Consider the following 11,956-nt stretch of genomic DNA (forward strand, 5'->3'; position numbering starts at 1 on the left):
GATCAGGCTGTCCTCAGCTTCACGACCCTGCTGCGACAGGGCCAGGGTGTAGGTCTTTCACCTCCACACAATCGAACAACGCCTCATGGCGCGCGGGCTCTCGTATTCAACTGTCGCCGGTTCCCTGAGGAACCCAGCCCGCTGGTGACCGTGTGTGATCTCCTGGGGCGTATCGGCTCCAGGTTCCGCCGGTCTCGTTGCGGAGGCGGCTGGTGGTCTTGTCGTGGTAGCCGAGAGCGTCCGCGACGACGGGTGCGGGGAGTTCGAGGAGTTGCTACTCGGTCTTGACGGGGGTCAGGCTGAACCCGTCGTTGGGCTTGCCCGCAAGGAGGTCGGCCAGCCCGCCGCTGAGCGCGTACGTTGTCCCGTCCGGTCCCGCGGTCACGTCGTTGGTGACGGGATCCACGACGGTGTCGGTGACCTTGACCGTGGCCTTCTTCCAGCCGTCACGGGGCTCCACACGCTGGATCTGGGCGGGCTTGCCGGTCAGCAGACCGCTGCTGACCGCCGCGATCGAGCCGTCCTTCAGGAGCCGCATGCCGGCCGTGGGGGACCCCAGCGGCGCGGAGAGCTTCACCTCCTGCGCCTTTTCGGGATGTTTGACGGGCACCCGTACCAGGGAGCCGTCGGCCATGGCGATGATCAGCTGGTTTCCCTCCACCCACTCCACCGCTGACATGCCCACACCGTTCAGGAAGTCGGGAATATCAAGCGTGCCCTTGAGCAGGTCGTTCTGCAGAAGTACCGAGGCGTGGCCCTTGCGGTCGATGCGGAACACCGTCGGGGTCAGCTCGTCGACGGCGTACGCGGTGCCGTCGGGCGCCACCGTCACGTCGGAGATCAGGTGCTGCTTGCCGTCCAGGGTGACCGCGGTCAGATCGACGCACCAGTCCTGCTTCCCGCTCTCCAGGTCGTAGCTGCCCACACCGGCGACGCGGAAGGGGGCGTTCTTCCTGGAACGGTCGGCAGTGCCGTAGTCCACATTGCTGACCAGGATGCGGTCCCGTTCGCGGTCGACGAGGACGGCCTGCGCCGACACCATTTCCGGGTCGTCGATGTGGGTGCGCACCTTCCCGTCAGGACTGACGGCGGAGACCGTGCCGTGCTTCAGCGACCCGGCGAAGAACGTGTTCGACCGCGCGTCGAAGTCCAGCGAGTGCGGGAACACGTTCGAGCCGTCGGCCTTGATGACGCTGGGCGTCTTCTGCTCGGCCTGCTCGGTCCGGGTCTGCTCGGCGCCGGATGTGGAGCCGGATCCGGCAGCGGAACCGTTCGCGGCCAACGCCGTCCCGGTGGCCACGGCGGCGACAAGTGCCGCGCCCGCGATGGTGATCTTCAGCTTCGTCTTCTTCATTGTTGTCCTTGTTCCTCGGGAGGGTTGGGGCCGGCGTGTACTGCGGTGACCTGTGTGGGTGTCACTCGGTGATGTCGCGTCCGAGCAGGGCGGCCAGCCGGTCGAGCGCGGGGGCGTCTTCCGGAGCGGTTCGGGACGGCGCGAACGGAGCGCCCGGTCCGGACGGCAGCTGTGCCGTGAGGCCGCGGGCGAACTCGGTCTCCCGCTCGACCGTGGCCTCGTTGAACAGGGCTTTCCGGCCGATGGCCCGGGCCAGATCCCAGCCGTGCACCAGGTGCTCGATCGTCTGCAGATGCAGTGCCACAGCGCCGGGCACCTCACCGATCGGGGCCTGCACCGTGCGCTCCAGCGCTCCCGGACCCTCGAAGGCGGCCACCAGGGCGGCGGCCGACGTCCGGAACGTCTTCTTGAGCGCTTCCGGAGCGGGGCCGAGCGCCGGCAGAGGCGGCTGCGCGCCCATCGCGACGGCGAACGTGTGCTGTCCCGCCAGCAGATGGTCGACCAGCTGCTGGACGTTCCAGTCGGTGCAGGGCGTGGGCGCGCTCCACCGCTCCTGCTCCACGGCCTCGACCAGGTGGGCGATGGTGTCGATGACCTCGGCGAAAGCCGTGACAGGTGGGGTGGACATGGGGAACCTCCAGTAGGGGTGAAAGAGTGGCTGTGCGGGCCTCTGCGGATGTCGTTCCGCGATGGAAGGGGGAGCCGGCTACGCGCCCCGCCCAAGATCAATGTCAGCGTGTGTCCGCCCATCGCGTGCGAGCACCGGGTGCGTGATGCCGGCGGGCGGGGACACAGGGGAGAGGAAGAGGGGCGGCAGCGTCATCGGCGGCCGGAAGGCGTGCGTGACGAGGCCCCTCGCGGCGCTCCCTGCCGGCCTCGGGCCGGAGGCTGCCGGGTGAGGTCGGGCGATGTCGGGCGAGATCGGGTGAGGTTCAGGTGTGACGCTCTGAGCGCACTGTGGCTTTGCGGCGGCCGACGGCCGGATCAGGGGTGTACGGAAGGAACGACGTGTGCGAGGGTGCCGGCGGCGGGGCGGGCGGTCGCCGCCATGTCCGCGGTGGGCTGGAGGGTCTGGTTGAGCAATCGCAGTGCCGCCTGGGCGGCGGAGCCGGACGCCGCCGTCGTCACCACCAGCCGGATCCCCTGCCCCCGGGGCACCGGGAGCGAATGCTGCAGTACGTCCAGCTCCCCGACCATCGGATGGCGCATCCGGTACTCGTTCATGCCCCAGGCGCGCACCCGGTGCTGAGCCCACAGCGTGGCGAACTGCGGGCTGCGCATCGTCAGCTCGCCGACGAGGGAGGCCAGATGCGGGTCGTCCGGATACTTGCCGACCACCTGCCGCAGCTTGCCCACCACATCCCGTGCCTTCCTGGGCCAGTCCACGTACAGGTCCCGCGTGTGGGCGTCCAGGAATACCATCCGGGCGGTGTTGGGGCGCGTGGCCGCTTGATCCGGGCTGTCCGGGGCCAGATGCCCGGCGAACAACGCATGCCCGGCGCGGTTCCACGTCAGGATGTCCGAGCGCTGGCCGAGGACCACCACGGGTGAGTCCCCGAAGGCATCCACCAGTTGGCGCACCGCCGCGGTGACACGCTCGGCGGGGAGCCGGCGACGGCTCTGCCGGACATCATCGGACAAGGTGTGCAGGTGGCGCCGCTCCGCGTCATCCAGCCGCAGAGCCGTGGCCAGCGCGTCGAGGACCTGCGGCGAGGCGTTGAGCGACAGCCCCTGTTCCAGCCGGATGTAGTAGGCCACGCTGACGCCGGCCAACTGGGCCAGTTCCTCACGCCGCAGCCCCGGCACCCGCCGCCGGTCGCCGTAGTCCGGCAACCCCACGTCCGCCGGCTTCAGCTGAGCCCGGCGCCGGGACAGGAACTCACCGAGGAGGGATTTGCCGTGCGCTGTCTCGTCCATGCGACCGAGTATGGACAGGCTCTCTTCATCTAGCCTGCCCCTGCGAGTAGCAGGCGCGAAGCCGCCGAGCACGTGGCACCTGAGACCTCACGGGAATCGCCGCGGCGCGTGCCGCCGGAGCGAGACAGCGCCGGCCCTCGCGCACGGCGGGACCATGCTCGCCGTCGGCAAGGTGCAGTGAGCACTGTGCATCGTGAAGTTGCAGGTCACGGGTCTGGTCTGGGTGATGTCCGGGATGCCCGTCCCAGTCGATGCGTTCCTCACGGCTCATCGGCACTCACGGTGACGCGATGAGCCGCGGCGTCGACTCGGCTCGGCACAGTGCCGCCTGCCGGCGCGGCTCGAAGGCGAGCGACGCCCCAGCGTCGATCACCTGTGCTAGCAGCCCATGATCGCCGGCCTGGCGTTAACCGCTGTACCGCTGTACCGCTGTACCGCTGTACCGCTGTACCGCTGTACCGCTGTTCCCCGAGGCCGGGAGCGCTACGTCCCTTCCTTCAGGACCCGCGAGATCAACACCCGCTGCGCCTCCGTCAGATGAGGATCGGTCGCGTACACCGTCCTCCCGTCGACCGTGATCTCGTAGTGGAAGCCGTCCGGCACCCCGGCCGACGGGACATCCTGGCCGGCCGCGAGCGCCCGCTCGGCCAGGGACTGCCACTCGGGCGCGTCGGGCCGCCCCGAGGTGTTCACCTCGGCGTGCCGCTCGATGCCCGCGAACCCGCCCGTGCGCCTCACCTGAATCCGCATGGGTCCCTGTGTAGTACGGACCTAGGCCGTCCGCACCCCGACCTGCTGCCACGCCTTCAGCACGGCCTGCTGCTCCTCGCCCTCGCGGTAGCGGGTCCGGGCCGCCGCGACCGTCAGTTTCGCGAAGTCCTCGAAGCTCGCCTGGGACGGCAGTTCGCCGCCGGTCAGCACGTCGTACCAGATCTGCCCGGCCCGTTCCCAGGCGTGCCTGCCGAGCGCGGTGGCGAGCAGGTAGAACGCGTGGTTGGGGATGCCGGAGTTGATGTGCACGCCGCCGTTGTCGCGGCCGGTCTTCACATAGCCGGCCATGGTCGCGGGCTGCGGGTCCTTGCCGAGGACATCGTCGTCGTACGCCGTGCCCGGGGCCTTCATCGAGCGCAGCGCCGTGCCCGTGACGCGCGGGGCGAGCAGCCCGGCGCCGATCAGCCAGTCGGCCTCGGTGGCGGTCTGCCCCAGCGCGTACTGCTTGATCAGCGAGCCGAACACGTCGGAGAGGGACTCGTTGAGGGCGCCGGGCTGGCCGAAGTAGGTGAGGTTCGCGGTGTGCTGGGTGACGCCGTGGGTCAACTCGTGGCCGATGACGTCCACCGGGATGGTGAAGTCGAGGAAGACCTCGCCGTCCCCGTCGCCGAACACCATCTGCTCGCCGTTCCAGAAGGCGTTGTCGTAGCCCTCGCCGAAGTGCACGGTGGCGTCGAGGGGCAGACCGGAGCCGTCGATCGAGGAGCGGCCGTATGCCTTCAGATACAGCTCGAAGGTGGCGCCCAGACCCGCGTAGGCCCGGTTGACGGTGGCGTCCGCGCCGGGCTCGGAGCCCTCCTCGCGGACCCGCGTGCCGGGCAGGTCCTGCCGGTGCTCCGCGTCGTAGACGGTGCGCTGCGGCCGGTCGGCGGCGGCACCCGCGGGCGGGGCGACGGCCGGTACCCCGATGACCGTGGTCAGCCGGCGGTGGGTGCGCTCGTAGGCGTCACGCTCCAGGGTCCGGCGGGCCGGGCCGGACAGCGCGGAGTCCTCGTGCTGGGCCAGCCGGTCGAGGACGTGCGGCGGGACGATGGTGCAGAAGACGGGCTCGAAGCCCCCGGTCGTCGTCATGCCCCGCACCATTGCACTGAGTTATCTCTCTGTCACTACCTGCAACCATGATTGATGAAATGCCGCGCCGAGAGGCCCCGGCCGCTCACGCGGAGTGGTATGGCGCACGTTTTGCCCTGTTCGCACCTCGGGTTGTTCATCCCTCGGGTCCCGCATACTGATACGGACCCGCGCATCCGGCGCGGCTCGGCTAGGCTGCGGGACATCATGCGTTTCGGGCTGCTTCTCCTTAGCTGCCGCGGCGAGGGCCTGTAGTCGAGGCCGACCCCCTCCCCGCGGAGCTTGGCGTTGCGTCGTCGGCCGTCCTTCCGGACACCGGACACAACCGGACATCTTCGAGGAGTCCACGCCATCATGGCCAACCGCCAGCAGCCCAGTTCCATGCCGATCCACAAGTACGGCCGCTACGAGCAGGTAGACATCCCCGACCGGACCTGGCCGAACCAGCGGACCACCGCCGCCCCGCGCTGGCTCTCCACCGATCTGCGTGACGGCAACCAGGCCCTGATCGACCCGATGTCGCCCGAGCGCAAGCGCCGGATGTTCGACCAGCTGGTCAAGATGGGCTACAAGGAGATCGAGGTCGGCTTCCCGGCCTCCGGCCAGACCGACTTCGATTTCGTGCGCTCGATCATCGAGGAAGAGGGCGCGATCCCGGACGACGTCACGATCTCCGTGCTGACCCAGGCCCGCGAGGACCTGATCGAGCGGACCGTGGAGTCCCTGAAGGGCGCCAGGCGCGCCACCGTCCACCTCTACAACGCGACCGCGCCGGTCTTCCGCCGGGTCGTCTTCCGCGGCTCCAAGGACGACATCAAGCAGATCGCCGTGGACGGCACCCGCCTGGTGATGGAGTACGCCGAGAAGCTGCTGGGCCCCGAGACGGAGTTCGGCTACCAGTACAGCCCGGAGATCTTCACCGACACCGAACTGGACTTCGCGCTGGAGGTCTGCGAGGCGGTCATGGCCGTCTGGCAGCCCGGCCCGGGTCGCGAGATCATCCTCAACCTGCCCGCCACGGTGGAGCGTTCGACCCCCTCGACGCACGCGGACCGCTTCGAGTGGATGCACCGCAACCTCTCCCGCCGTGAGTACGTCTGCCTGTCCGTGCACCCGCACAACGACCGCGGTACGGCCGTCGCCGCCGCCGAGCTGGCGCTGATGGCCGGCGCCGACCGCATCGAGGGCTGTCTGTTCGGGCAGGGCGAGCGCACCGGCAACGTGGACCTGGTCACCCTGGGCATGAACCTGTTCTCGCAGGGCGTCGACCCGCAGATCGACTTCTCCGACATCGACGAGATCCGTCGCACATGGGAGTACTGCAACCAGATGGAGGTCCACCCGCGCCATCCGTACGTGGGCGACCTGGTCTACACGTCCTTCTCCGGCTCCCACCAGGACGCCATCAAGAAGGGCTTCGACGCCATGGACGCCGACGCGCGGGCCAAGGGTGTCACCGTCGACGACATCGAGTGGGCCGTGCCGTATCTGCCGATCGACCCCAAGGACGTCGGCCGCTCCTACGAGGCGGTCATCCGCGTCAACTCGCAGTCCGGCAAGGGCGGCATCGCCTACGTCCTGAAGAACGACCACAAGCTGGACCTGCCGCGCCGGATGCAGATCGAGTTCTCGAAGATCATCCAGGCGAAGACGGACGCCGAGGGCGGCGAGATCACCCCGAGTGAGATCTGGGCCACCTTCCGCGATGAGTATCTGCCGAACCCGGACAACCCCTGGGGCCGTATCCAGGTCAGGACCGGCCAGTCGACCACCGACACGGACGGCGTGGACACGCTCACCGTCGAGGCCACGGTCGACGGCGAGGACACCGTGCTGACCGGCTCCGGCAACGGTCCGATCTCGGCCTTCTTCGACGCCCTGCACTCCCTGGGCGTCGACGTACGCCTGCTCGACTACCAGGAGCACACGATGAGCGAGGGTGCCTCCGCGCAGGCCGCCTCGTATATCGAGTGCGCTATCGGCGACAAGGTTCTCTGGGGCATTGGAATCGACGCAAACACGACACGTGCATCGCTGAAGGCCGTCGTCTCCGCCGTGAACCGGGCGGCCCGCTGATCCCTCTGACCGGCGATTTCATGGGCCCGGCCGTTGCGCGCAACGGCCGGGCCCATGTCGTTTACCGGCCACTTCGGCGCGCAGGTAACGGAAAGGTCTCGTACGGGGTACTGACTCCACATCGCCGATGTGGCTAACATCACGCAAGCGCGGCAATGGTGCCGCGTGGGGGCACCGCCCACGCCCATGAGGCAGTGGGGGAGTTACGGAGGTGCGACGTGCTGCCAGTACGGGGACGAGACGGCCGTGCCACCAGGCTGGCCCGCATCATGGGCACCAGCACCGCATGGACACCCGTCGGGGACGGCGAGTTCTTCTGCCCCGGCTGCGGGGGCGACCGCAACTACCAGCGGCTCACCGGCCGCCGCCGTTTCACCCTCCTCGGTGTGCCCGTGCTGCCGCGTGGCACCACAGGACCCGTCGTCGAGTGCGCGGCCTGCCGCCACCACTACGGCACCGAGGTCCTCGACCACCCGACCACCTCGCGTTTCTCCGCGATGCTCCGCGACGCCGTGCACACCGTGGCCCTCGCGGTGCTGGCCGCGGGCGGCACCTGCGCCCGTACGTCCCTGGCCGCCGCCGCCAGCACGGTCCGTGCCGCCGGGTTCGCCGACTGTACCGAGGACCAGCTCGGCGCGCTGGTCGAGGCGCTGGCCGCGGACACCGGCCGGGTCTTCGAGCAGCCGGCCGGCGCGGGCCTGGCGATAGAGCTGCACGAGGCGCTGGACCCGCTCGCCCCGCACCTCGCCCCCGGCGGGCGGGAGTCCATCCTGCTCCAGGCGGCCCGGATCGCCCTCGCGGACGGCCCCTACACCCCCGCCGAACGCGACGTCCTCGCCACCGTCGGCGCCGCCCTGACCATCTGCTCCGACGATGTGACCCGCCTGCTGGCGGCGGCCCGCACGCCCTCCTGACGCCCCGGACCAGCTCCTCGGGCCGGAGAAACCACACGCCCGCGGCGCCGCGCCGTGCCGTGGCTGCCGATCGCGCTGTGGGTTGTGCTGGTACGGCCGGGACCGGTGGGTCCGGGAGGCAGGCGACGGACCGGGCGGCGTCCGGGACCCCATAATGAGTGGCGATGACTCTCCTGAGCCGTACCCTTCTCGCCGCCGCCGTGCTGGCCGTCGCGGTCACCCCCGCCGCGGTCGCAAGGCCCGCCGTCGCCAAGCCAGGCTGCGCCTCCTCCGTGCCCTACGTGGCGGGCCGGGGCGGCTATGACACCTACCGCATCCCGGCCGTCGTCAGGACGCGCGCAGGCACCGTGCTCGCCTTCGCCGAGGGCCGGCACAATGGCGCGGGTGACAGCGGCGCCATCGACGTCGTCCTGCGCCGCTCCACCGACGGCGGCTGCACCTGGGGACCGCTCTCGGTGGTCGCCGCGGGGCACGGGGACACCCGGGGCAACCCGGCCCCGGTGGTCGACCCGCGCACCGGCGCGATCGTGCTGGTCACCTCGTACAACAGCGGTGATGTCACCGAGGCGCAGATCGTACGCGGCGAGGTGACCCCGGAGCAGGGCCGCCGGGTGTTCGTCCAGCGCAGCCTCGACGACGGCCGGCACTTCACGCCGCCCCAGGAGATCACGGCCGATGTGAAGCCGGCCGACTGGCGCTGGAACGCCACCGGACCCGGCCACGCGGTGGCCCTGACGCGCGGACCGCACGCGGGCCGACTGGTCGTCCCCGCCAACCACTCCGCGGCCCCGCCGCCCGGATCCGGCGACACCGGCCAGGAGGCCAAGTACTACGGCGGCCACGCGTTCTACAGCGACGACGGCGGACGCACCTGGCAGCTCGGCTTCGTGGACGACTCCTACGACGGCCAGATCAACTCGAACGAGTCGTCGGCCGCCCAACTCCCCGACGGCCGCCTCTACTTCAGCTCCCGGGACCAGAACGGCAGCAGCCCCGGCAACCGGCTCGACAGTTACTCCAGCGACGGCGGCCAGACCCTTGACCGACCCTACGCCGTCCAGCCCACCCTGAACGATGTCCCCGTCGTCCAGGGATCGGTGCTGCAACTCAGCGGGCGGCACGCCCCGCTGCTGTTCTCCGCGCCGTCCGTGCCCACCGCCCGTGAGGCGATGACCGTGTGGCGCAGCGCGGACGGCGGGGCGAGGTTCACCAAGGCGCGGACGCTGTCCCGTGACAAGGCCGGGTACTCCGATCTTGTCCAGCTCGACGCCGGCACGGTCGGCATCCTCTACGAGACGGGTACCAGCGGTGCGTACGAGACGATCGAGTTTCGCCGCCTTCGGGTGACCTAGACGGGTGACCTGGGCGGTCGGCCTTGGCCGGGAGGGGTTTCTTTTGTCTGCGGGTGCGTTGTGGCTGGTCGCTCCCCCAAGTTCTCGGCTTCGCTCGAACAGGGGGGACCCCATCGCGGCGGAGCCGCACATCGATACAGCCCCGCGCCCCTATGGGGGCGCTGTAGCCCAGGGCGTTTTAAAGTAGGCCCGCTGTTGCGAGGTGTTTGTTGAGGTGGGCTGATTCCTTGGGGGTCAGGGGGATTTGGGGGGCGGCGGTTGTCGGGTAGGTGATGATTCCGCGTAGGTGCAGGGCCGTCTTGAACGCGCCGATCGCCGACGAACTGGCGCCCATCCGTGCCGGATCACCGACGCCCACCATGGCGAACAGGGTGCACAGCCGTTCCTGTTCGGCCCGGGCGCCGGCCCAGTCGCCCGCCCGGCACAGGCGGTACAGGCGGACGTAGCCGTGCGGGTCGACGTTGGCCAGGCCGGGCACCGCCCCGTCGGCGCCCAGCGCGAGCGCCGCGTCCACGACCAGCTCGGAACCGGTGAGCACGGCGAAGCCCGCGCAGCCGCCGGGCAGGTTGCGGGCGCCCGTCACGACCTCGCGGAAGGCGCCCAGGTCGCCGCTGGAGTCCTTCAGCCCGGCCAGCACCCCGTCCCGGGCCAGCTCCAGCACCAGGTCGGCGGGCAGCTTGGAGTGCACGGCGACCGGGATGTCGTAGGCGATGACCGGAACCGTGCTGTGTTGCGCGATCAGCCGGAAGTGGCGGGCGATCTCCGCGGGGTGGGTGCGGGTGTAGAACGGCGCGGTGACGACGACCGCGTCGGCGCCCGCCTCCGTCACCGCCGCGACATGGTCGAGCACCCGCGGTGTCGTCATGTCGATCGCCCCCGCCAGCACCGGCAGTCGGCCCGCCACATGCCCGGTGACCTCCCGCACCACCTGCCGCCGCTGCCGGTCGGTGAGGTAGGCGGCCTCCGAGGTCGAGCCGAGCACGAACAGGCCGTGCACCCCGGCCTCCACCAGATGGTCGACGAGCCGCAGGAGCGAGGGGACGTCCACCTCGCCCTCCGGCGTCAGGGGAGTGCACACCGGCGGTACGACACCGGACACCCCGGTCGGGTCGTTCGGGGCGGGGAAGGTCATGGCGGCTCCCTGGGGAGACTCTGGCGCACGAGGTCGCGGGTCGACTGGTCCTCCTCCACAGGATGATGACAACGGTAGCGATGTCCCGGGTGCGACGCGGCTGAAAAGTCCGGCATGACCGAAGCGCAGAGATCGTCCGCCTTCCAGCAGCGGGTGCGGAACGCGCAGCCGCTCGGCGGCCGGGTCGCCGACGGCACCGGGCCGGCCAGCGGAATCGGGTCGATCGGGTCGAGCAGGCCGGGCGTCGCGGAGAACAGGGCCCGCGTGTACGGGTGCCGGGCCCGGTCGGTGACCCGGTCCGCCGGGGTCTCCTCGACGATCCGGCCGAGGTACATCGTGACCACCCGGTCGCTCATCCGTCGCACCGTCTGGATGTCGTGCGAGACGAACACCAGCGCAAGGCCGAGCCGCTCCCGCAGATCCAGCAGGAGATTGAGGATCTGCGCCCGTACGGACACGTCCAGCGCGCTCGTCGGCTCGTCGGCGACCAGCAGATCCGGGTCGAGGGCCAGCGCGCGGGCGATGGCCACCCGCTGCCGCTGGCCGCCGGAGAGCTGGCCGGGCAGGGCGTCGCCGAGGGCTCGGGGGAGACCCACCAGGGCCATCAGCTCGCGCACCCGCTCCTGCCGTTCGGCCCCGGACCCACGGTCGTGCACGTCCAGCGGATCCCGCAGGATCCGCCGGACCGGCAGCCGCCGGTTCAACGCGGTCGACGGGTCCTGGAACACCATCCCGGTGCTCGCGCCCACCGTGGTCCGGCGCTCGGCGGTCGGCATGGACCACAGGTCGCGGCCCTTGAAGGACACCGTGCCCGACGTCGGCCGCTCCACCCCCACCAGCACCTTCGCCAGCGTCGACTTGCCGCACCCGGACTCGCCGACCACCCCGACCGTCTCGCCGGGCGCGACCGTGAGATCGGCCCCGGTCAGCGCGTACACCCGGTCCCGGGTGAACAGCCCGCCGCTGCGGGCCCGGTGGACCACGTGGGCGTCGCGCAGCTCCACCAGCGTGCTCACTCGACCGCCTCCTGCGTGCTCACTCGACCGCCTCCTGCGTGCTCGCCTGGCCGCCTCCCGCCTGCTCACCTGACCGCCTCGCTCTCCGTCGTCACCCCGACTGTCTCGCCGGGCGTGACCGTGAGATCGGCCCCGGTCAGCGCGTACACCCGGTCCCGGGTGAACAGCCCGCGGCTGCGGGCCCGGTGGACCACGTGGGCGTCGCGCAGCTCCACCAGCGTGCTCACTCGACCGTCTCCTGCGTGCTCGCTCGACCGTCTCCTGCGTGCTCGCCTGGCCGCCTCCCGCCTGCTCACCTGACCGCCTCGCTCTCCGTCGTCACCCCGACTGTCTCGCCGGGCGTGACCGTGAGA

At 70.6% G+C, this 11,956-nt stretch carries 10 protein-coding genes and 1 pseudogene; 3 read left to right on the forward strand and 8 right to left on the reverse strand.

The genetic code is table 11. The annotated features are described in order from the left end of the window. Positions 1 to 274: 274 nt before the first annotated feature. The 5 genes from ACWEKM_RS40980 to ACWEKM_RS41000 form a co-directional block, all read right to left on the reverse strand. Positions 275 to 1,354: a hypothetical protein gene (locus tag ACWEKM_RS40980; RefSeq protein WP_451626384.1), complete on the reverse strand. Its 1,080-nt coding sequence runs from the start codon at positions 1,352 to 1,354 to the stop codon at positions 275 to 277. Positions 1,355 to 1,415: 61 nt separating this feature from the next. Then, positions 1,416 to 1,982 carry a TIGR03086 family metal-binding protein gene (locus ACWEKM_RS40985; RefSeq protein ID WP_451626385.1) on the reverse strand — a complete coding sequence of 189 codons (567 nt, stop codon included), beginning with the start codon at positions 1,980 to 1,982 and terminating at the stop codon, positions 1,416 to 1,418. A gap of 356 nt (positions 1,983 to 2,338) precedes the next feature. Further along, positions 2,339 to 3,271 (reverse strand): helix-turn-helix transcriptional regulator, encoded by a 933-nt coding sequence (locus tag ACWEKM_RS40990; RefSeq protein ID WP_451626386.1) that lies wholly within the window; start codon positions 3,269 to 3,271, stop codon positions 2,339 to 2,341. A 483-nt stretch (positions 3,272 to 3,754) separates the two neighbouring features. Beyond that, positions 3,755 to 4,021: a protealysin inhibitor emfourin gene (locus ACWEKM_RS40995; protein WP_451626387.1), complete on the reverse strand. Its 267-nt coding sequence runs from the start codon at positions 4,019 to 4,021 to the stop codon at positions 3,755 to 3,757. Positions 4,022 to 4,042: 21 nt separating this feature from the next. After that, positions 4,043 to 5,113, reverse strand: coding sequence for a M4 family metallopeptidase (locus ACWEKM_RS41000; RefSeq protein ID WP_451626388.1), 1,071 nt, complete (start codon positions 5,111 to 5,113; stop codon positions 4,043 to 4,045). 354 nt (positions 5,114 to 5,467) lie between these two features. Here ACWEKM_RS41000 and leuA point away from each other — a divergent pair, with 354 nt between their 5' ends. The 3 genes from leuA (at position 5,468) to ACWEKM_RS41015 (ending at position 9,455) form a co-directional block, all read left to right on the forward strand. Beyond that, positions 5,468 to 7,189, forward strand: coding sequence for a 2-isopropylmalate synthase (gene leuA, locus ACWEKM_RS41005; RefSeq protein ID WP_451626389.1), 1,722 nt, complete (start codon positions 5,468 to 5,470; stop codon positions 7,187 to 7,189). 218 nt (positions 7,190 to 7,407) lie between these two features. Beyond that, entirely contained in the window at positions 7,408 to 8,103 is a 696-nt protein-coding gene (locus tag ACWEKM_RS41010; protein WP_451626390.1) for a TerB family tellurite resistance protein, read from the forward strand. 164 nt (positions 8,104 to 8,267) lie between these two features. Continuing rightward, positions 8,268 to 9,455 carry a sialidase family protein gene (locus ACWEKM_RS41015; protein WP_451626391.1) on the forward strand — a complete coding sequence of 396 codons (1,188 nt, stop codon included), beginning with the start codon at positions 8,268 to 8,270 and terminating at the stop codon, positions 9,453 to 9,455. A 178-nt stretch (positions 9,456 to 9,633) separates the two neighbouring features. Here the strand turns inward: ACWEKM_RS41015 and ACWEKM_RS41020 are convergent, their stop codons facing one another. The 3 genes and pseudogenes from ACWEKM_RS41020 to ACWEKM_RS41030 form a co-directional block, all read right to left on the reverse strand. Continuing rightward, positions 9,634 to 10,587 (reverse strand): dihydrodipicolinate synthase family protein, encoded by a 954-nt coding sequence (locus ACWEKM_RS41020; protein ID WP_451626392.1) that lies wholly within the window; start codon positions 10,585 to 10,587, stop codon positions 9,634 to 9,636. Continuing rightward, positions 10,584 to 11,603 (reverse strand): oligopeptide/dipeptide ABC transporter ATP-binding protein, encoded by a 1,020-nt coding sequence (locus ACWEKM_RS41025; RefSeq protein WP_451626393.1) that lies wholly within the window; start codon positions 11,601 to 11,603, stop codon positions 10,584 to 10,586. The genes ACWEKM_RS41020 and ACWEKM_RS41025 overlap by 4 nt, the downstream gene beginning before the upstream one ends. An 80-nt stretch (positions 11,604 to 11,683) precedes the next feature. After that, positions 11,684 to 11,830, reverse strand: a pseudogene (locus ACWEKM_RS41030) (peptide ABC transporter ATP-binding protein); the annotation flags it as partial. Positions 11,831 to 11,956 lie beyond the last annotated feature (126 nt).

Source organism: Streptomyces sp. NPDC004752 (assembly GCF_053601275.1).

Excerpts from the sequence above, each read along its gene's own strand:
- ACWEKM_RS41000 (WP_451626388.1), bottom strand. The coding sequence starts at position 5,113 with ATGACGACGACCGGGGGCTTCGAGCCCGTCTTCTGCACCATCGTCCCG.
- ACWEKM_RS41015 (WP_451626391.1), top strand. The coding sequence starts at position 8,268 with ATGACTCTCCTGAGCCGTACCCTTCTCGCCGCCGCCGTGCTGGCCGTC.
- ACWEKM_RS41020 (WP_451626392.1), bottom strand. The coding sequence starts at position 10,587 with ATGACCTTCCCCGCCCCGAACGACCCGACCGGGGTGTCCGGTGTCGTA.
- ACWEKM_RS40985 (WP_451626385.1), bottom strand. The coding sequence starts at position 1,982 with ATGTCCACCCCACCTGTCACGGCTTTCGCCGAGGTCATCGACACCATC.
- ACWEKM_RS40995 (WP_451626387.1), bottom strand. The coding sequence starts at position 4,021 with ATGCGGATTCAGGTGAGGCGCACGGGCGGGTTCGCGGGCATCGAGCGG.
- leuA (WP_451626389.1), top strand. The coding sequence starts at position 5,468 with ATGGCCAACCGCCAGCAGCCCAGTTCCATGCCGATCCACAAGTACGGC.
- ACWEKM_RS40990 (WP_451626386.1), bottom strand. The coding sequence starts at position 3,271 with ATGGACGAGACAGCGCACGGCAAATCCCTCCTCGGTGAGTTCCTGTCC.
- ACWEKM_RS40980 (WP_451626384.1), bottom strand. The coding sequence starts at position 1,354 with ATGAAGAAGACGAAGCTGAAGATCACCATCGCGGGCGCGGCACTTGTC.